General features: G+C 55.3%; 20 protein-coding genes. 3 read left to right on the top strand and 17 right to left on the bottom strand.

Features of this window, described 5'->3' with window-relative positions:
- Positions 1–72: 72 nt before the first annotated feature.
- From flgE to flgB, 4 genes are read right to left on the bottom strand one after another with little or no spacing between them, the layout of a single operon-like run.
- Positions 73–1,293 (bottom strand): flagellar hook protein FlgE, encoded by a 1,221-nt coding sequence (flgE, locus tag BLS94_RS01895; protein ID WP_090957533.1) that lies wholly within the window; start codon positions 1,291–1,293, stop codon positions 73–75.
- A 56-nt stretch (positions 1,294–1,349) separates the two neighbouring features.
- The gene (gene flgD, locus BLS94_RS01890; protein WP_090957532.1) at positions 1,350–2,018 is read right to left on the bottom strand and encodes a flagellar hook assembly protein FlgD; all 669 of its coding nucleotides are present in this window, start codon (positions 2,016–2,018) and stop codon (positions 1,350–1,352) included.
- Between the two features lie 9 nt (positions 2,019–2,027).
- Positions 2,028–2,447: a flagellar basal body rod protein FlgC gene (gene flgC, locus BLS94_RS01885; RefSeq protein WP_090957531.1), complete on the bottom strand. Its 420-nt coding sequence runs from the start codon at positions 2,445–2,447 to the stop codon at positions 2,028–2,030.
- 14 nt (positions 2,448–2,461) lie between these two features.
- Complete coding sequence (gene flgB / locus BLS94_RS01880) at positions 2,462–2,869, bottom strand: flagellar basal body rod protein FlgB (protein ID WP_090957530.1); 408 nt, start codon at positions 2,867–2,869, stop codon at positions 2,462–2,464.
- Positions 2,870–3,352: 483 nt separating this feature from the next.
- Between flgB and flgA the strand changes: the two genes are divergently transcribed.
- The 3 genes from flgA (at position 3,353) to BLS94_RS01865 (ending at position 5,053) form a co-directional block, all read left to right on the top strand.
- Positions 3,353–4,075 (top strand): flagellar basal body P-ring formation chaperone FlgA, encoded by a 723-nt coding sequence (gene flgA, locus BLS94_RS01875; protein WP_090957529.1) that lies wholly within the window; start codon positions 3,353–3,355, stop codon positions 4,073–4,075.
- Between the two features lie 185 nt (positions 4,076–4,260).
- Positions 4,261–4,584 (top strand): flagellar biosynthesis anti-sigma factor FlgM, encoded by a 324-nt coding sequence (gene flgM / locus BLS94_RS01870; RefSeq protein ID WP_256325238.1) that lies wholly within the window; start codon positions 4,261–4,263, stop codon positions 4,582–4,584.
- A complete protein-coding gene (locus BLS94_RS01865) occupies positions 4,577–5,053 on the top strand; it encodes a flagella synthesis protein FlgN (RefSeq protein WP_090957527.1) in 477 nt (158 codons plus the stop codon). The genes flgM and BLS94_RS01865 overlap by 8 nt, the downstream gene beginning before the upstream one ends.
- A 300-nt stretch (positions 5,054–5,353) precedes the next feature.
- Here BLS94_RS01865 and motD read toward each other — a convergent pair whose 3' ends face one another.
- The 13 genes from motD to BLS94_RS14990 all read right to left on the bottom strand — a co-directional run.
- Positions 5,354–6,268 (bottom strand): flagellar motor protein MotD, encoded by a 915-nt coding sequence (gene motD / locus BLS94_RS01860; RefSeq protein ID WP_090957526.1) that lies wholly within the window; start codon positions 6,266–6,268, stop codon positions 5,354–5,356.
- A gap of 104 nt (positions 6,269–6,372) precedes the next feature.
- Positions 6,373–7,113, bottom strand: a complete 741-nt coding sequence (locus BLS94_RS01855) for a flagellar motor protein (protein WP_090957525.1) — start codon at positions 7,111–7,113, stop codon at positions 6,373–6,375.
- Positions 7,095–7,823 carry an RNA polymerase sigma factor FliA gene (locus BLS94_RS01850; protein ID WP_090957524.1) on the bottom strand — a complete coding sequence of 243 codons (729 nt, stop codon included), beginning with the start codon at positions 7,821–7,823 and terminating at the stop codon, positions 7,095–7,097. The genes BLS94_RS01855 and BLS94_RS01850 overlap by 19 nt, the downstream gene beginning before the upstream one ends.
- An 8-nt stretch (positions 7,824–7,831) precedes the next feature.
- Complete coding sequence (locus tag BLS94_RS01845) at positions 7,832–8,722, bottom strand: MinD/ParA family ATP-binding protein (RefSeq protein WP_090957523.1); 891 nt, start codon at positions 8,720–8,722, stop codon at positions 7,832–7,834.
- The gene (flhF, locus tag BLS94_RS01840) at positions 8,715–10,364 is read right to left on the bottom strand and encodes a flagellar biosynthesis GTPase FlhF (RefSeq protein WP_090957522.1); all 1,650 of its coding nucleotides are present in this window, start codon (positions 10,362–10,364) and stop codon (positions 8,715–8,717) included. The genes BLS94_RS01845 and flhF overlap by 8 nt, the downstream gene beginning before the upstream one ends.
- A complete protein-coding gene (gene flhA / locus BLS94_RS01835) occupies positions 10,361–12,439 on the bottom strand; it encodes a flagellar biosynthesis protein FlhA (RefSeq protein WP_090957521.1) in 2,079 nt (692 codons plus the stop codon). The genes flhF and flhA overlap by 4 nt, the downstream gene beginning before the upstream one ends.
- A complete protein-coding gene (flhB, locus tag BLS94_RS01830) occupies positions 12,436–13,617 on the bottom strand; it encodes a flagellar biosynthesis protein FlhB (protein WP_090957520.1) in 1,182 nt (393 codons plus the stop codon). The genes flhA and flhB overlap by 4 nt, the downstream gene beginning before the upstream one ends.
- Positions 13,618–13,812: 195 nt before the next feature.
- Positions 13,813–14,742, bottom strand: a complete 930-nt coding sequence (motB, locus tag BLS94_RS01825) for a flagellar motor protein MotB (RefSeq protein WP_090957519.1) — start codon at positions 14,740–14,742, stop codon at positions 13,813–13,815.
- A gap of 12 nt (positions 14,743–14,754) precedes the next feature.
- Entirely contained in the window at positions 14,755–15,615 is an 861-nt protein-coding gene (motA, locus tag BLS94_RS01820; protein WP_090957518.1) for a flagellar motor stator protein MotA, read from the bottom strand.
- A gap of 291 nt (positions 15,616–15,906) precedes the next feature.
- Positions 15,907–16,455 (bottom strand): flagellar transcriptional regulator FlhC, encoded by a 549-nt coding sequence (gene flhC, locus BLS94_RS01815; protein ID WP_090957517.1) that lies wholly within the window; start codon positions 16,453–16,455, stop codon positions 15,907–15,909.
- A gap of 84 nt (positions 16,456–16,539) precedes the next feature.
- Positions 16,540–16,857, bottom strand: a complete 318-nt coding sequence (flhD, locus tag BLS94_RS01810) for a flagellar transcriptional regulator FlhD (protein ID WP_025039760.1) — start codon at positions 16,855–16,857, stop codon at positions 16,540–16,542.
- 289 nt (positions 16,858–17,146) lie between these two features.
- On the bottom strand, positions 17,147–18,355 hold the full coding sequence (locus BLS94_RS01805; RefSeq protein WP_090957516.1) for a hypothetical protein: 1,209 nt from the start codon (positions 18,353–18,355) through the stop codon (positions 17,147–17,149).
- A 104-nt stretch (positions 18,356–18,459) separates the two neighbouring features.
- Positions 18,460–18,673: hypothetical protein (locus BLS94_RS14990; protein WP_218124719.1), on the bottom strand; the 214-nt coding region annotated here is incomplete at its 5' end.

The raw sequence follows: 18,673 nt of genomic DNA, 5'->3' as shown, positions 1-18,673 counted from the left end.
TTACTCCTGTGAATAGGTAGATGTTTTAAACAGGTGGAACAGTTGCAGTTTCTTGTGCCCTCATGCTTTCCGTCACTTCAGATTCACTATCGTTTGTAATAGCTGGTCTTGTGTTTTGATGGTCTGGGCATTGGCCTGGTAGATTCGCTGGGCAGTTATCATATTGACCAGCTCCGAGGTAAGCTCTACGTTCGAATCCTCGACTGCGCCGGATTGAAGTACGCCCAAGCCTGCTGTGTTGGGCGCGCCCACCAATGCGGCGCCGGAGGCGGCGCTTTCTTTCCAGGTATTGTTACCGCGCAATTCCAAACCCTGCGGATTGGCGAAATTGGCCAGCGCCACCTGCCCCAGGGTTAAAAATTTTCCGCTCGAATAGCTGCCGCGGATGATGCCGTCAGCGCCGACGGCAAACCCGGTCAGCCGACCTGAGGTATAACCGTCCTGCTCCAAAGCGTTGATACCGAAGTCGGATCCAAACTGGGTCGTGCCGGTGAAATCAAGATTGAAAGCCAGAGGATTGGCGCCGGTACTCACTGGCGCCGCTACACTGAACATACTGGAACTTAGCGGATCGAGCGCGCCATTGGACAAGAAATTCAACGCGCCCACCGATGCGCCGCCATTCAGCAGAGCGCCATCATTGGCCGCAAAGATATCCCAGCTATTAGTGCCTGTCTTGAGAAAATAGGCCGATAGTGTGCTCGGGTTGCCCAGACTGTCGTGAATTGGTAAAAAGGTTGAACCATGGTACGTTGTCGGATCAGCCAGGTTGAAGGCAGCAGAACTGAGTACCGGTTCGCGCGAATCCAGGTTGACAAGGGCGCTCACCTGCGTCGTTGCCGCGGGCGGCAGGTCGGCCGTCGAGATCTGCAGATCGGTGGGTGCCGCGGTACTGACCACACCGGTTGCGTTCGCCGTATACCCGGTGAGGCGCTGGCCGCTGCTATTGACGATAAACCCATCCTTATCCGGATGGAATTGACCATTGCGCGAATAACTGACGGTGCCCTGATCGTTCAGGCGAAAAAAACCACCGCCGTTGATGGCAACATCGAGCGGATTACTGGATGCGGTAATGCTGCCCTGATTGAACTGCTGCGCGATCGCGGCAACCTTGACGCCGATGCCGGCCTGAACGCTGCTGCCGCCCGAAAGTGAATTGGCGAACACATCCGCAAACTGGGCCTGAGATTGCTTGAACCCTACTGTATTGGCATTAGCCACGTTGTTGCCGATCACGTCGAGGTTTTTCGACGCTGCGTTCAAACCACTTAAGCCTTGCTGGAAACTCATGATAACTCCTTGGATAGCGCCTCATCCCTGAGGCGGAATACTTGATGATGCCCGGTTTAAAAAATCTGCTTGATATCGGTCAGTCCTACCGTCCCAAGTGTTCCCACATTCAGCCGGACGCCTTCACTGCTTTGGGAAACGGCCTGGACAGAGCCGAAGGCCAGGGGCTGCGCGTCGACTTTCTGATCGCCGCGCAATGCGGAAACGCTGAAGCTGTACGCCCCATCAGCGGCCTGAGTGCCATCTGCCGTCTTGCCATCCCATGCAAGGGCCAAAGGACCGGCTGCTTGCGCGTCCAGGTCCATCGTCCGGATTTCGCGGCCCGAAGCATCGTGTATCGTTACTTTCACCTGATCCGCGGCTTGTGCCAGGTCCACACCGAATATTCCACCGCCACCCGCCACTTGCAACATTGAGCCGGGCACGAGCACGTCTTTTCCAATCATGTTCGCCGCCTGCAGGGATTGTCCCGCATTAAAGCTGCTTGCCATGGTCTCGATGGTGGCATTAAGCTTTTCGATGCCGTTGACTGTGCTGATTTGTGCCAGTTGCGAAGTCACTTGAGCGTTGTCGAGAGGATTGAGAGGGTCCTGATTCTTCATCTGGGTAACGAGCAGCTTTAGAAATCGGTCCTGCAGATCATCCGTAGCCGGTTTAGCCGTATTTTTTGCACCATACGTTGCAAAGAGATTCGAGGCGGATTGCGTATCCTGGATTGTGCTCATGGTTTTTCCTTATTGTCCGATGCTTAAAGTCTTCAGCAGCAGGGTCTTAGCGGTATTCATCATATCCACATTGTTCTGGTACGAACGCGAGGCGGAAATCATGTCGACCATTTCTTCCACCACGTTCACATTCGGCATGGTTACAAAGCCTTCTTCGTTCGCCATTGGATGGCTAGGCTCGTATATCAGCTTCATCGGTGATTGATCCTCGACTACTCCCGACACCTTTACCCCGCTGGAGGCATTGTTGGGATCAGAACCTGCCAATGATGGAATGCTCATGAACAGCACCTGTTTGGCCTTGTAAGGCTGGCCGTTGGAGCTCACCGCACTATCGGCATTGGCGAGGTTGCTTGCAACCACATTCAGGCGCTGATTCTGGGCTGTCATCGCTGAACCGGCGACGGTGAAAATATTGAACAGGGACATGATGCAATCTCTCCTTAACCTTGAATAGCAGACCGCATGATTTTGATCTGGTCGCTGATGAACGTGAGGTTGGCCTCATAGTGAATGGCGTTGTCGGCAAACTGGCTGCGCTCGATATCCATATCTACCGTATTGCCATCCACGCTTCCCTGTATGGCCGCCCGATACATCAACGGCGCACCGGCTGCGGCTGGCCCGCCGCTACTGCCTGGCGACGCAATGTGATTCGGGGCATTTGTTGCCAATTTGACAATCTTGTTACCGCCGGCATTCTCCAGCGCGTCCTTGAAATTGATGTCGCGCGCCTTGAAGTTCGGCGTATCCACGTTTGCAATGTTGGATGCAATCAATTGCTGGCGATGGGCCCGCAGATTGGCGGCATCCTCGTAAAAGCGGAATGTCGCGTCAAGTTTGTTGATCATGAATTCTCCTCAAGTACATGCTGCTTCTGACGCCAGTATTGCTGGCAATTGTTATTCAGCATGGTATTTCACCTCTGATCCGTGCAAAAGAAAGATCAGCAGGGTTAAAACCCCTTATCTCCGGGTTTAAGCAATCTCCCGCTTCCCGAGCCGTTTCCAGTATTGGAGCCTGTCCGGTAAAAAAAGACCGGCTCTCAACTATTCCGCAGCCACAGGACCAGAGGTCCAGTCTGCTCGTCGTCGTCGGAAGGAGGAAATGGAGGGAATCAATCAATGCCGCTTTCCCGCAGGATCGAGCAGTCCGGGTCAGCTTGGTTGCGGCAACACTGCGGGCAACATGATGCGTTGTCATGTATGCGCGCAATTCATCAAATAAAGGCCCAAACCAGCCTCATTTCGACACGCTGCCAAGGCTGCCCGAAGACTAGACTTGCGCCACCCTCGGTTCACCCCGACCCAAGGCATTTTTTCGAGGAATACATCATGCCCATCGTGTCTCGCCAGGTACTTTCCTGCGGCCTGAGTTTTGTGGCCCTTCTCTCCTTGTCCGCTGCGGCATTGGGCTCGGCATCGGCTAACGCGAGGCAGGACCCGCGTCTTGTGCAGGATATCGTCTTGAACTTCCTGCATACCCAGTCGGCAGGTTTGCCCGGTCAGCCCGAAATCACGCTGGGTGCAATCGATCCCCGCATCAACCTGCCCGCCTGCGCGGCACTCGAGCCGGCCTTGCCGCCCGGTAGCCGGCCATGGGGCAATACCACCGTGATAGTGCGTTGCACCGTGCCGCATCAATGGACGATCTACGTACGCGCTACGGTAAAAGTCATTGCAAATTATGTGGTCAGCGCCAAACCTCTGACTCAGGGGCATATGCTCACTGCGGCCGACCTGGCCATCCGCAGTGGCGATCTGGCACAACTTCCGCCAGGTATTGTCACTGATCCGAACCTGGCTTTGGGCAGAACGCTCGCCGGTGGCATCTCTTTCGGAAGCCCGTTACGCCAGGACATGCTGCGCGCGCAAGCGGCAGTGATGCAGAATCAGAATGTGAAGCTGGTTTCCAGTGGACGCGGATTCAGCGTAACCGCAGATGGCAGGGCGCTCAATAACGCGGCTGAGGGACAGTTGGTGCAGGTTCGTATTGCGTCGGGCTCGGTGGTGAGCGGAACCGCCCGCGCCGGAGCAATAGTGGAAGTAAGTTATTGATGGGCCGTAGGACCGTAGAACTGTGCAATGGAGATTTGGTCAGGTGTATGATGGATTGCGCTACAAATAAAGGTATAAAAGGCTTCCTGGGTTGAGCCTGTGGTGCCGCGAGATTCTGGCAAAAAAGCTCAAGTTTCTCCGAAGGCCGTCGTTACATGCTTACAGTCAATTGTAGGAGCAAATCCGTGCAGATAGAAAATAACATCAAAACCAACGCCACCAAGCCCATCGGCGAGACGACCTCTGCCAAACCCGGGCAAACAGCAGTGGGTAGCGTGCCCTCAAAAAGCCAGAATGCTTCAGTGGGCGGAAAAGATGGTGTTCAACTGAGCATACAATTGCAAAGCATCGAAAAAAAATTGGCGAGTGTCGAGGTCTTTGATGCCGTCAGGGTGGAAGAGATCAAACGGGCAATCAGCGAGGGCCGCTTCACCGTAAACCCCGACAAGGTTGCAGATGGTTTGCTAGACACGGTGCGCGACCTGATTCATAGGGGGAAGGGTGACTAACAGTATTTTCGATCCCCTTGCGTGCATCAGCCGCGAGCGCGACGCGACGCGGAACTTCATCGATGTTTTGCGTCACGAGCAAGCCGCATTACAGCAGCCAGGTGCCTCTCTGCTGTTGTCGATCGCCAATAAAAAAGCGCACCAGGCCCAACAATTGGCTCAGCTGGCAGATGCGCGCAACTACTGGTTGAGAAAACTCGGTTATACTCAGGATCACATCGGCATGGAACGCGGTTTACGCGATTGCCCCGCTGCCGCCGATGTCTGGGAGGAACTGCTTCAATTGGCGGAAACAGCCAGCCAGCTCAACAAGATCAATGGCATTCTCGTCGGTCAGCGCCTGCGCTACACCCAGCAGGCGATTTCAGTATTACAAGCCTCGACCCACGGCGGGGCAAACACGAGGCTGTATTGTTCGGATGGTCAACCCCAGCCGCTTTTCGGCGGTCGCCAGCTCGGCGAGGGCTGAACCGACAGGATACTGTCGATCACGAGAAGCAAGCTTTCGGATTCGATGCACAGTGAGAGGTGTAGGGTCGCAATAAGCGAAGCGCATTGCGCCGTACGAGAATTTCCTCAATACACTACTGTTGCCATAACTGATCACCATCGTTCCGGGTTTCGGCCAGGACAGCGCTCTATCCCCAACATCTGCAATAACAGGGAACGCCCTGCCCTGCCGCTTTTCGGTTACCTTTCTATCTACCTGACCTGCCGCTTTTTGTCCTGTGTTCAGCCGCCGGCTAGCGCAATGAACCAACGCACCCAATCACGCATCTATAAGGATGGGGGATACGGTGTCGGATAGGCCGGGTATTGCTTCAGGGGAAGCCCCGGTGGAAATGTCAGACGAGCTTTCAGATGAATTCCCGGATGAAATTCCGGCTGAGGCATCGGGAAGGCTGGACAGGATCATTATGGTGACTCGCCGATTTCGCATACGGCCCTCCTCCGTGTCGTTCGGCCCGACGGGCCGGTTTTCGCCGTACCCTGCTGCCGTAAGCCGCGTCGCATCCACACCGTTGCCGATCATCAACCTCACCACGCTGCTGGCTCGCACGGCGGACAGTTCCCAGTTGGAGGGAAACTTTTCGGTGACGATCGGTATATTGTCGGTATGGCCTTCCACCTGAATCGCATGACTGTCGTTCTTCAACACTTGCGCCACCGCCTCGATCACTCTGCTGGAATCTTGCTGCAACAGCGCCTGGCCGGGCGAGAATAATACGCTGGCATTGATCTCCACTCCCAGGCCCAGGTTGCTGTGAATTACCCTTACCTGCCCATCTTCCACCAGTGAACCGAATACGGCGATGATTTCGCGGGCGATGATATCCATCTGGTCCTTCTGCTGGCGTTGCGCTTCCACAAATCGACGTGCTTTTTTTACTGCGAGCTCATCATCCGGCGTTGGGAGGGTCGAAGCGATAATCGGAGCGGTTTTTGGCACGCGTTTCGGCAATATGACGTCGAGCGTCAGAACCGACCTATCGCTCCCGTTCGGCTGGGCGCCGAATGCACTCACAAACGATCCCGCCAGTACCTGGTCATACTGGCCGTCCTTCAAGCGGGAGGCTGCATACATGACAACAAACAGCGCAAGCAGCAGGGTAATGAAGTCGGCGTAGGATACCAGCCACCGCTCATGATTTTCGTGCTCTTCCGGTCTGTGTCCGCGTGGCATTTCAGTTCAAGTGGAGGTTATGGATGAGCAACTTTTGTTAGATAAAAATGCCTTACGCTGCCTATCAGCCTTCTGTGTCGGCAATATTCATCTATATTTTCTGGTCACGGCAGATACCCGTTGAGGCGGCCGGTGATCAGCCTCGGGTTCTCGCCTTTGGCAATACCGACCAACCCGTCCACCAGCATTTCACGCATCAGTACCTGGCGGCCGATGAGCGTTTTCAGTTTGTTGGCAATGGGCAGGAATGCCAGGTTTGCGAGCCCTACGCCATAAATGGTTGCCACGAACGCGACGGCGATCCCGTTGCCCAGATGGGCCGGGTCGGACAAGTTCTCCATGACCTGTATAAGGCCGATCACGGCGCCCAGAATGCCGATGGTGGGCGCATAGCCGCCCGCCGCTTCCCATACTCTTGCGCCCTGGCGATGAAAGTCTTCGAATGTTTCGATCTCTACTTCCAGCACGCGCTTCAATACCAGCGGTTCCGTGCCGTCCAGCACGAGTTGCAATCCTTTTTTTACGAAAGGATCATCAATACCTTCCACGTGCGTATCGAGCGACAGTAAACCCTCTTTGCGGACAGTAGCGCTCCATATGGCGATATGCTCCACCAATGTGGCCGCGTCGAGTAGCGGTGGAACAAATACCCAGCGGCTCATCTTCATGCCGAGTACAAACTGGCGCATCGGGCTTTGCAGCAGTACCGCGCCCAGTGTACCCCCCAGCACGATGAGAAGCGGGGTAAACTGGACAAGGGAGCCGAGATGGCCGCCTTCCAGCGCTTGCCCGCCAAAGATGGCGACCAAAGCGATGGCAATACCGATTATGCTGTTGAAGTCCATGCGCATTCCTTGAGTTTGGCGCGTAAACGCGCAACGGCCTGGCTATGTATCTGACATACCCTGGATTCGGATACGCCGAGAACCGTGCCGATCTCCTTGAAATTCAGCTCCTGCTCGTAGTAGAGCCCCATCAATGTTTTTTCCCGATCGGGCAAGCAACCTATGGCGCCGATCAGCGCTTGCCTCAGGTCACCATCCAACAGGCTCGCCAGCGGATCGCCGCTAGTGTCGACGCAGTTGCGCTCCAGGAAATCATCATTTTCGCTATCGGAGAAATCTTCATAATGGATCAGCTGCGCACCCCGCGCATCGAGCAACATCTCGTGGTAGCCTTCAATTGGCACCTCGAGTTCCCTGGCTATTTCCAGTTCCGTGGGCGCACGGCCGAGGCGTTGCTGTAGTGAATTGATTGCCGTTTCGATTTGACGCATATTCCTGCGCGCGCCTCGTGGCAACCAGTCGAGCTGGCGTAACTCGTCCAGCATGGCGCCGCGTATGCGTTGCTGCGCATACGTCGCAAACTGGGCTCCCGGTATTTCCTGGTAGCGATTCAGCGCATCCATCAAACCCATCATGCCGACCTGGATGAGGTCATCCGCTTCCACGCTGCCCGGCAGCCTGGACATCATGTGATGGGCAATGCGTTTGACAAGTGGAGCGAACTCGGCAAGATGCTGCTGTTTATCGATTACTCCGGCTGAGGTATACATCGTCTGGCTCATATCGCACCTACGACGGTGGCAGCGTTGGAGCTGCTGTTCTGGCTGCTTAGCAGCAGGCATTCCATGAAGCGTTTCAGGCCTCTCTCCTCGTCATCCGGGCAGGGCCAGTCAGCCAGTGATGCCGCTATCCGGCTGAATGCGGCGGCTGAAGCCGTAGCGGGAATGGCGCCGGTTACACGCCGACCGAGGCAGAGCTTGCCGTCTTGCGGCACAAAACCCATGAAATCGAGTGAAACCGAGAGATGACGCTTGGCTACGTCAGCCATGTTGTCGAAAATCATCTTCGCCTGGGTCTCGGTTCCAGCCTTATTGACCATTACGTGAAAATGCTGTTTATCCTGATGATGACTACAGGTATGCTTGATCAACGCATAGGCCGCGGTAATCGAAGCGGGCTCGGGGGAAACGACGACCACGATTTCATGAATGGAATGGGCAAGCGTAAGCATCTGGCTGGATCGGCCCGGTGCGGCATCGATGAGTATTACGTCGATCGGTTGAGCAAGTTGCGCGAAACAGCTGATCACATGAGCCTGTTCGGCCGCGCTCAGCTTTCCCAGAACACGTATACCGCGACCGGCCGGCAGGATGAAAAACCCTCCGGGGCCAGGAATGATGACTTCATCCAGCGACTTGTCGCGCCGGATTACATCGAGCAAATCACGATGGGCGCTGATACCCAGCGTAGCGCTAACGTTATTGGCGCCCGCATTTTCGTCGATTACCAGTACGTGCTTGCCGCTGCTCGCAAGGGCTGCCGCCAGACTGATAACTGTGGTTGTCTTGCCTGTGTCCGTGCCACCGGAAGTGATGGTGAGGACGCGCAGAAAATTCTGCTCCAGCAAGCGGCGGAGTCCCTCTGCCTGGTCATGGATGGGCTCAGCCAAGACGGGCCTCGCTTATATCCGGGTTGCCCGCGCCGATATTGTGGTCCATCAGGATCGAGGGAAACGCATCCTCCGGCATTGCGCAGGAAGATTCGTCAGGTAGATTATCCAGCGCGCGATTCACCAGAGCCCGGGAGTCAGCCATTTCAAGATCTTCCGGAACGCGCTGGCCGCCCGCTACATAATAAAGCGGCAAGCGATGCCGGATTGCGGTGTCGAGCGCGCAGCCAATGGTCACTGCTTCGTCCAGCTTGGTGATGATTGCGCCCGCCAGGCCGTCCCCCTGGTAGGCGTGAGCCACTTCATTGAGTGTATGCCCGTTGGAAGCGGCATTGAGCAGCAACAGCCGTTTGACCGGGGTGCCGCAACCCGCCAGCATCGCAACCTGTTCGGCTACCATCTGGTCGCGCTGACCCATGCCTACGGTGTCGATCAGAACCATATGCTTGCCCCGCAGCTCAGCCAAGGCGAGGTTCAGATCCTGGGTGTCCCTCACGGCATGCACCGTAACTCCAAGTATCTTGCCATAAATCCGCAATTGCTCATGCCCGCCAATGCGGTAGCTGTCGGTAGTCAGCAGCGCAAGCTTATCCGCGCCGTGACGCACCACGCAACGCGCCGCCAGCTTTGCGGTAGTCGTCGTCTTGCCCACTCCGGTAGGGCCTACCAGCGCATAAACACCTCCCTTCTCCAGAATTTCGCGCTCGTCGCCAATGCTCTGGAGATTGGAAGTCAGCACGTTTTTTATCCAGTTCATCGTGTCTTTTTCACCATTTCCGGCATTTTCGGCAGGCAGTTGTTCCAGCAGACCATGCGCGAGCGAACGGCTGAAGCCTGCTGCCAATACCTGCCGCAGTAGCTCTCCATGGATGGGGTCACGTTTTTCCTGATTGTTCCAGCTCAGCGCAGAGAATTGTTGTTCCAGGGTGCCACGCAGCAACCTGATCTCTTTAAGCACACTCGCGGCCACTGCATCGGCCATTTGAAGGGGATCGATTGCAGGCGGATGCTTTTTGCTGGACATCCCAGCATCCGGAATTGCCTTGCCGGATGCCTTGCGGGTATTTCGGCGCTTTGCCGAACCGGAACCGGAAGCATCCGCCACGGCGGCATTGTTCGTCACCCCAACCGGCTGACTGGCATTAATTGTAGAGCGACCCGTTTTTACAGCGGTTGCCGGGTCCGGCATTGCTTGTACTACCGGCGCCGCCGTTTTCGGGATTTCGGCGGCCGGAAGCGGAACTCCCCTGTCGTTCGCAATTGCCGCGGCGCCTGGCCATTGCGCTTGCTTTTCATTTGAAAGACCGGTATCCGGTCGAGTCGGGTTTTTGAAGTCCGTATCAGCTTCGAGAGCATACTTCAGGGCGTTTTTCCTCGCGGAAGGAAGAAGCGCCTGCTTGTGGTTCCAGGACTCGCCTGCCTGCTGCTCCTGATGCGCCATATGCACTGGATGAGCGCATTCCGTTTCTTCAGGCTGGGGGGGCGGTATCATGGCGGTCATGTCATTATTGCTCAAGGCCAATATCTCGACGCCGCCATCCGCCGCGCGGTTGGATAGAATTACTCCATCGGCACCAAGCGCATCGCGAACTTTGCGCAATGCCTCGCTGGTTGTTTTGCCAAAAAACCGTTTGATGCTCATGCTCGGGCTCCCAGAATAGACGTGACTTTAATGTTGCTGGAATCGGGTACTTCGGCGTGTGACAATATCTTGAGCTGCGGAACGGTACGACGCAGGAATCGCGCCAGCAGTGTTCGCAGCGGTGCGGGAACCAGCAGTACCGGCACGAGGCCTACCTGTTCCTGGCGACGGCTTGCGCCGGAGGCTTCGCGTAGCAGCGTATCGGCCAGGCCTGGCTCTATGCCGGCTCCGTTCGGGCTGGCTTGCAAAGCCTGTGTCAACAGCCTTTCAAGCCCGGAATCCAGGGCGATGACCTGCAAATCGCCCGGCTGCGGCCAAATCTGCTGGACAATCGCCCGGCCTAAAGCGATGCGAACCAGCGCGGTCAGTTCGTGCGGGTCCTGAATCCGGACGGCGTGCTCCGCCAGCGCGTCGACGATAGTCCGCATATCGCGTATATGCACATTCTCTTCGAGCAGATTCTGCAGTATTTTCTGGAGGGTGGAGAGCGGCAGCAGCTTCGGGATCAGATCCTCCACCAGTTTGGGTGAATCCTTCGCGAGACGATCCAGCAATTGCTGCACTTCCATGCGGCCCAGCAATTCCGCCGAGTGGCTATGTACCAGATGGTTGAGATGCGTGGCCACGACTGTGCCGGCATCGACCACGGTATAACCCAGGGTCTGGGCATAGTCGCGCTGGCTGGCTTCTATCCAGACCGAGGGCAATCCAAATGCGGGATCGCTGGTCAGGAGGCCAGGCAAGCTGGCGGATACCGTACCCGGATTGATCGCCAGGTATTGACCGACGTTGACCTCGCCCGCGCCGATCACGACGCCTTTGAGCGTGAGCCGGTAACCAGTGGGCCGTAGTTCCAGATTGTCGCGAATGTGTACCGGTGGCGGGAGATACCCGATTTCCTGGGCGAATTTCTTGCGTACGCCCTTGATCCGCCGCAGCAGTTCTCCGTCCTGCGCGTTGTCTACCAGCGGGATCAGCCGATACCCGACCTCGAGCCCCAGGATGTCCACGGGCATTACGTCATCCCAACTCGCATCCTGGATTTCCGGCTGTGCAGCGGGCGCAACTGCGGCGGGAACCGCCCCCTGTCTGTTGCGCTGAATCAGCAGGTAGGCTCCGCCACCCAGTATCGCCGCCAGCAGCAGAAAGGCAATGTGGGGCATACCCGGTATCATGCCCATCAGGCCGATGATCGCCGCCGTCAGGATCAGCACCTGCGGCCTTGAAAAGAGCTGGCCCGCCAGTTGGCTGCTGATATTCTCGTCGGTACCCACGCGGCTTACCACCAGGCCGGCCGCGGTGGAAATGATGAGCGCGGGAATTTGCGCGACCAGTCCATCTCCGATGGCGAGCAGGGTATAGTTTTTAGCCGCGGTAGCAAGGTCCAGGTCGTGCTGCAGCGTGCCGATAATCAATCCACCGACTACGTTGATGATCAGGATCAGGATGCCCGCGATTGCATCTCCCCTTACGAATTTGCTCGCGCCGTCCATCGAACCATAGAATTCCGCTTCCTGGGCGATGGTGGTGCGTCGCTTGCCGGCTTCTTCCTCACCGATGAGGCCGGCATTCAGGTCCGCGTCGATCGCCATCTGCTTGCCGGGCATGGCGTCCAAAGTGAAGCGCGCGGCAACCTCGGCGATGCGCCCTGCTCCCTTGGTAATCACGATAAAATTGATCACCACGAGAATGATGAACACCACGATGCCCACTGTGTAGTTGCCGCCCACCAGATAGTGGCCAAATGCTTCGATTACCTTTCCCGCCGCATCGGGTCCGGTATGGCCTTCCATCAGCACGATGCGGGTGGACGCCACATTGAGCGACAGCCGCAATAGCGTTGAAAGCAGCAAAACCGTGGGAAATACCGCGAAATCAAGCGGCTTGAGTGTATGGATGCTGACCAGCAATACCATGATGGAAAGCGCGATGTTGAAGGTAAACATCATGTCCAGCAGGAAGGCGGGCAGCGGCAGCACCATCATGCCAAGAATCATCAATATCAGCAGTGGCCCGGCAAGGCTGTGCACGTTCGCGCCACTGAAGAGGTAAGTCAGTTTTTTAATCGAGTTCATGGGTTATTCGAGTTTTTCTCATGTTTCTGCGAAGCGGCATTTTCCGGGTCCATTTCAGCCGGTACTGGTAGCGCATCGGGTGGAAGCGGAGCCTTGCCGCCCGATTGGCCGTATTCACGGTGGCGGCGCAACTGGTAAATATAGGCCAGCACTTCAGCAACGGCGTTATACAGGGCTTGGGGAATCTCATCCCCCAACTCGGCGTGGTGGTATAAGGCGCGGGCGAGCGGCGGCGCTTCGAGCAGCGGCACATGGTGTTGCTCACCGATTTCGCGGATCTTCTTGGCTAGCAGGTGTGCGCCCTTGGCGACGACTTTCGGCGCGCGCATCTTGCCGTCTTCGTACTTCAGCGCAACCGCGTAGTGAGCCGGATTCGTCACGATCACGTCAGCCTTGGGGATCTCGCTCATCATGCGTTTTCGGGCCATGGCGTGTTGCTGGGCGCGGATGCGGGCTTTGACGTGTGGGTCGCCTTCGGTTTCCTTGTTTTCCTGGCGCAACTCTTCCTTGGTCATCTTGAGCTTGCGGAAGTGATCCCAGAGCTTGAACGGCACGTCTACCGCCGCGATCAGCACCATGGTTCCCGCGATGGCCATAAAACTCATGATGGTCAGTTCAGCGATGTGGCCGGCGCTTGCCGCAAGTGGCGCTGAAATGAGTGACAGCACCGCTTCTTTTTGATGCCAGACGGTCCAGATCGCCATTGAACCGATCAACGTGGCTTTAAGGAGCGCCTTGACCAGCTCGACCAGACTGTTCAGCGAAAACATGCGAGCCAGACCTTTCAGGGGATTAAGCCGGCTGACATCGGGTGTAAGGGACTTCCAGGTAAAAAGCCAGCCCGAGAGCAGCATGGGCGCAAGCAGCGCCACGAGGAACATCAGAATCAGAAATGGGGATAATGCAAGGAGGGCGTGCAAAGACTGGTCGAGCATGCGCTCGGTAAGCAAGCCGGAATTGAAACCGATCTCGGGCGGCACCATCATCCCGTCTTTCATCAGGCTCGCCAGCTCCCGCCCAAGATGACCACCCATCAGCAACAGGCCAGAGCCCGCGGCGATCAAGGCCATGAATGTGGACAGTTCTGTGGAGCGCGGGACTTGTCCATCGTCGCGGGCTTTCTCAAGCCGCCTCTGCGACGCAGGTTCTGTCCGTTCAAGATCGCTATCTTCGCTCACCGCTGACCCCCCGAGACACACCCATAAACACACTCATAATCGTGCACATGCCAATTATCGGGTGCTTCAGGAACGGGTCATCGGTGGAAAAGAGCGAACTTCCGCCCGCAATTCCGCTTTAACCTGAATCCAGGCGCTACATGGATTCGGGTTAAAGCATTTGGGCGGTTTCTATTGGCGTCGGCCCTGAGGTCCTTAACCGCTATTGGTCGGCCGTACCGCTTGCGAATTCACTACGGTGCCACTTTTGATTTTTTTGGTCTCACCGCCTTCCTGGCCAAGGGCCGCCGCGGCTTTTTTACTCATTACGATAATGCTGATGCGGCGGTTGATGGGATTAACCGGATCATCCTTATCGAAAAGCGCAGCGGAACTTAAACCGACCACGCGCATGATCTTTTGCTCGCTCATGCCACCCGCGACAAGTTCACGCCGCGAGGCATTGGCGCGGTCCGCCGACAGTTCCCAATTGCTGTAGTGCTTCTCGCCACTGGCATAGGGCGTTGCGTCCGTATGACCAGAGAGGCTGACCTTGTTCGGCATCTCATTCAGCACGTCACCGAGTTTTTGCAGGATATCCCTGGTATGCGGTTCCAGTTCAGCTCTGGCGAGCGCGAACATTGGACGGTTCCGGTCATCAACAATCTGGATGCGCAGCCCTTCAGTAGTAATATCCACCAGTAGCTGCTTCCTGAACTGGCGCATGGTCGCGTTGGATTCTATCAGCCGCTCCAACCGGTCCTTCAAATCTTCGAGCCTGCGCGTATCGAGACGCTCCAGTTCGGCCTGTGCCGTCTTGAGGCTGAGAGGCGTCGCGTCGGCGTCGGAATTGTGTTTCCTGAGTTGTCCCCTGTGCTGCGCCAGGTCTTGGCCGCCACCCTGGATTATGCTTGTGCCATCGTTCGTGCCGGCGCCCCTCGAGGGCATGATCTGCAGCGGCGTTTGAAAATATTCGGAAATGCCTTGCAATTCGGCTTTGCTGGAGGAACTCAGCAGCCACATGAGCAGGAAGAACGCCATCATCGCGGTGACGAAATCCGCGTATGCAATCTTCCACTGGCCGCCGTGATGGACTCTACGCTTTGTAATTTTCTTGATTACAATGGGACGAATCTGGTTAGCCATGGGTGCTTCCGGTCATCTGATTTTAGCTTGTCTGACACAATCTTCCAGTTCGCTGAAGCTGGGCCGCTCGGTCGAATAGAGAACTTTACGGCCAAATTCAACCGCCAACGCCGGTGCATAGCCGTTAATACTCGAAAGCAGGGTCACCCGGATACATTGCAATATCTTGGTGGACTCCCCGAGTTTCTGCTCCAGCACGCCGGCAAGCGGACCTACCAAGCCATAGCCAAGCAGAATGCCGAGAAAGGTGCCGACCAGCGCCTGGGCAATCAATATGCCTAATTCGGATGGGGGAAGGCCCACCGAGGCCATGGTATGCACCACGCCCATCACCGCCGCGACGATGCCGAAGGCCGGCATGCTATCGGCTATTTTATTAATGCACTGTACCGGTATTTCGCCTTCCTGATGATGGGTCTCGATCTCGTTATCCATCAGGTTTTCAAGCTCGAATGCATTGAGATTGCCGCCCACCATCAGGCGCAGATAGTCTGTCATGAACTCCAGCACCTGCTGATCCGCCAGGATATTCGGATAGTTCGCAAAAATCGCGCTTTCGTGGGGTTCATCTACATCGTGTTCTATTGACATCAACCCTTCCTTGCGCGCCCTGGCAAGAAGATCGTAGAGCAGAGCCATGAGATCCATATACAAAGCTTTGGTGTATTTCGGGCCTTCCATGATTTTCGGAAGTGCCTTGAGCGTGGCTTTCTGCGCTTTGCCTGTATTGCCCAGTAAAAAGGCGCCCAATGCGGCTCCACCGATAATCAGCAGTTCGAGCGGCTGGAACAGCGCAGCCAGGTGTCCGCCAGCGAGAGCATAGCCGCCGAATACCGACCCGAGAACGACGAGAGTTCCGATTATTATTAGCATATTCCCCGACACTTCCCCAATTCGAATTGTTGTGCTGATTGCATAATGAGCGCTGCCGGTATTGTCAGCCGTTGCCGGTTAAGGCGTGCAGTATGCGGCCTGATTCAGCAGCGCTGGAGCAAAGGCAATCACTTTGAAATACTCCATCTTTGTAACGGCCGGAACTTGGGAAACTTTAGGAGAGGAAAGAGTGAAAAACCGGGGAGAAATGAGAGATAAGTGCCGGGAAAGAAAAGAATTCCACCAGAGGAGAAAAGAGACTCCCGGGTCGAAGACTCGGGAGTCTGGATGCTAGGCGGGCACCGCTGTGAACGCTTGTACCCGTGGTTTATTGGTTTTACCGGCCCGTGATGGCGTGTTGCATAATCCGCACACGTAACGGTTATGAAGGTCATTGGAATGTACGACGAAGTGGCCGCCGCACTGCATGCACGGTGCCGTTTGCAGAATCTTGCCCTCGAAGAAGCGCACCAGAGTCCAGGCACGAGTCAGGCTCAAAATCGGTTCCATTTCGCTTATCTCGCAATGTTCCAGATAGAGCTTGTAGCTTTTGATGATGGCTTTGATACCACGGCATTCGGCATGCGCGATCAGGTAGCGGTAAATATCGGCAAATACGGAAGAATGAATGTTGGGCTGCCAGGTCAGAAACCAGTCGGCGGAAAAGGGCAGCATCCCTTTAGGAGGGGAAACGCCTTTCAATTCCTTGTAGAGCTTGATAAGACGCTCCCGGCTCAGGCTGGTTTCGCTCTCCAGCAATTGCAGGCGGGCACCCAGGCCTATCATCTCGATTGAGGCCTGGATCTCTCTGGCTTCCGATACGACGCTCTTTTTACGCATGATGACGCTCCAATGTCCAGTATCCAGTAATTCGGGAAATATCTTCGCCCGGGAATTTTCCTGATTTCAGGAATTGACCCGATGTCAGGAAATTTCTTCCACGGGCTGGCCCGCCAACAGAATCGTTGCATGGGACTGGGCCATGGTCTTGCCTTTGCTGTAATTGGCCAGCATGCCAAAGATCAGGCTATCATCGAAGCGTATACGGCACAGCATCATATTGGAGTTGGAAAGCTTAAGTATCTGACCTGGTGTCAAAACCTCCAGTATTTCAGCAATATCCTTGCTTATCCCCAACCGGAAGATCGCCATATCCTTATCCGCGATGACCATCTGCTGGGCCAGCATCAGGTAGGTCAGGTTGAGCTCCTTGATTTCGGACGTCAGTTCGTAAGCTTTCATTTTTCCTCCATCGTTGTAATGCCCGAATTGTGCGGCGTTGCACGATGCGGAAAAACCCGAATCCATCCGATTTACATGTAGGAAACTACTGAGTATTCATGTAGGAAATTTTCCTACATGAATACTTGAGAGAAACCCGATATCTAGCAAGGCCGAAGGGAACGGCAAGGGTGCTCAGATGCCGGTGCTGCTTTTTTAACGCCATGTCTGGTCAACGGATGTCCTGTGCAAGACTTTAGCCGCAACACAGATATTTTTTTGCTGTTTTTCTGGTTTTGCTGGATAAGGATTAATCACCGAAATCTCTATCCAATGCATTGTAAAAAGATCTGATCTGTTCTTTTATGCTTCTTGCGCCGCTTCGATCTTCGTTGGCCAAATCATCTACCAGGGCCTCGATAGCAGGCCTTTTTTCCTTGAATTCCGCCACTACCCTGGCAATATCAGCCCGCTTGTAGAAATTATTATCAAAGCTGGGCAATTCAGGAGGGGACTCATCCAGCCTGACCCATCCGGACAAATCATAGTCATAAGGAAAAACGATCCACTTACGACCCGCTTCGACAACTTTAATATTCCAGAGGCTACTGGAGTCGTCGGAATCATCTGGGGAAATACGCAAATGCCAATCATAATTTCCGACCAGCGCCTGGAACAGCATGATACGAATGATGGCTTTGGGGTCGATAGGGTCGATCGCCGAGCCGGCAGCGCGCGCATCTTTTGGGGCATTGACAATGCTTGTGAAAATGTATGGCTTGTCCGGATCTTTGAAGCGGGCATCGGCGGACCGAATCTCTCTCCCATCGGCATATTTCACAAAGGTTTTGATATTCTCCAGAAAAAAAGCGGGCATCGGGCGGTTCACGGCAAATCCGCTGGGCTGCGGCTCAACCGGTCCCTTGCCGGTGTTGCGGTCGATATAGCTAAAGGTTGTCGCTGAAGCTTGATAACCCGGAATGGAAAGGAGTTCCTGTACTTTATATACCAGGGCTTCCCGATGCGGAGACTGCCCTCCCCACACGCGGCGGAATCGCACCGAAGAGCCGGGTTTGCCGCCACAGTGGGTGGCTATTCCGATAGATTTCAGACCATCGAACAGTGTCCCTTTCGAAACTCTTTCGTCTGTTGCCCGATCTTTTTCAAAGTTCAGGGTCATCTTGGGGAAAGGGCATTGCAATTCAGATTGGCTGGTATTGCCGCGCAACTGCACGAGTACCGGAAGATCGTGCTTACCGGCCCTGTCTTCCCAAGTGAGGCGTCCAGGCGTTTCAAACTCTTTTATTTCCTCTGGCGCCTCTGCGTTGGCGGGTGCGCGGTGCTTCCATAAATCAACAAAGTCTGTTTCCAGATTAAAGACGATTTTTTCCTGGATCGAAAAAATCGGGGCCTTGCTATGGCCGATAGCTGAATTCGAAGCCGTGTCGGCCTGTGCCGGATAAGAAGACCAAACGGCTAAAGCGGCGAACACAACCCAGTTGATCAGATATTTTTTCATGCAAGCTCCCCAGGAATGTTAGCCAAAAAACGGTAAAGAGCCAGCTATTGCGGAATTCGCTGACGACGGCAAGGTCAACTGCCGATTCATATGTGGCTGATTGCTCAGTCCCCTCGGTTGAAGTGATTGCGGTTATTCGAGCAGACCGTGCAAGCGATAAGACTGATAGAAGAAATATAGACGAGAATTACAGTAGATGCGTCAAAAGAGAAAATACCGAATTGCGCCGAATTAAATGTAACCGAAAGGTATTCTGAGAAATAACGTTGCGCCATATTGAAGGTTACCGAAAAGGAGACCTTGATATGGTAAAGAGTG

Source organism: Nitrosospira sp. Nsp18 (assembly GCF_900103145.1).
GTDB lineage: Bacteria > Pseudomonadota > Gammaproteobacteria > Burkholderiales > Nitrosomonadaceae > Nitrosospira.
Note: the sequence above shows the minus strand (reverse complement) of the source record. Positions and strands in the feature narration are given on the sequence as shown.

Excerpts from the sequence above, each read along its gene's own strand:
- flgE (WP_090957533.1), bottom strand. The coding sequence starts at position 1,293 with ATGAGTTTCCAGCAAGGCTTAAGTGGTTTGAACGCAGCGTCGAAAAAC.
- flgD (WP_090957532.1), bottom strand. The coding sequence starts at position 2,018 with ATGAGCACAATCCAGGATACGCAATCCGCCTCGAATCTCTTTGCAACG.
- flgC (WP_090957531.1), bottom strand. The coding sequence starts at position 2,447 with ATGTCCCTGTTCAATATTTTCACCGTCGCCGGTTCAGCGATGACAGCC.
- flgB (WP_090957530.1), bottom strand. The coding sequence starts at position 2,869 with ATGATCAACAAACTTGACGCGACATTCCGCTTTTACGAGGATGCCGCC.
- flgA (WP_090957529.1), top strand. The coding sequence starts at position 3,353 with ATGCCCATCGTGTCTCGCCAGGTACTTTCCTGCGGCCTGAGTTTTGTG.
- motD (WP_090957526.1), bottom strand. The coding sequence starts at position 6,268 with ATGCCACGCGGACACAGACCGGAAGAGCACGAAAATCATGAGCGGTGG.
- BLS94_RS01855 (WP_090957525.1), bottom strand. The coding sequence starts at position 7,113 with ATGGACTTCAACAGCATAATCGGTATTGCCATCGCTTTGGTCGCCATC.
- BLS94_RS01850 (WP_090957524.1), bottom strand. The coding sequence starts at position 7,823 with ATGTATACCTCAGCCGGAGTAATCGATAAACAGCAGCATCTTGCCGAG.
- flhF (WP_090957522.1), bottom strand. The coding sequence starts at position 10,364 with ATGAGCATCAAACGGTTTTTTGGCAAAACAACCAGCGAGGCATTGCGC.
- flhA (WP_090957521.1), bottom strand. The coding sequence starts at position 12,439 with ATGAACTCGATTAAAAAACTGACTTACCTCTTCAGTGGCGCGAACGTG.
- motB (WP_090957519.1), bottom strand. The coding sequence starts at position 14,742 with ATGGCTAACCAGATTCGTCCCATTGTAATCAAGAAAATTACAAAGCGT.
- motA (WP_090957518.1), bottom strand. The coding sequence starts at position 15,615 with ATGCTAATAATAATCGGAACTCTCGTCGTTCTCGGGTCGGTATTCGGC.
- flhC (WP_090957517.1), bottom strand. The coding sequence starts at position 16,455 with ATGCGTAAAAAGAGCGTCGTATCGGAAGCCAGAGAGATCCAGGCCTCA.
- flhD (WP_025039760.1), bottom strand. The coding sequence starts at position 16,857 with ATGAAAGCTTACGAACTGACGTCCGAAATCAAGGAGCTCAACCTGACC.
- BLS94_RS01805 (WP_090957516.1), bottom strand. The coding sequence starts at position 18,355 with ATGAAAAAATATCTGATCAACTGGGTTGTGTTCGCCGCTTTAGCCGTT.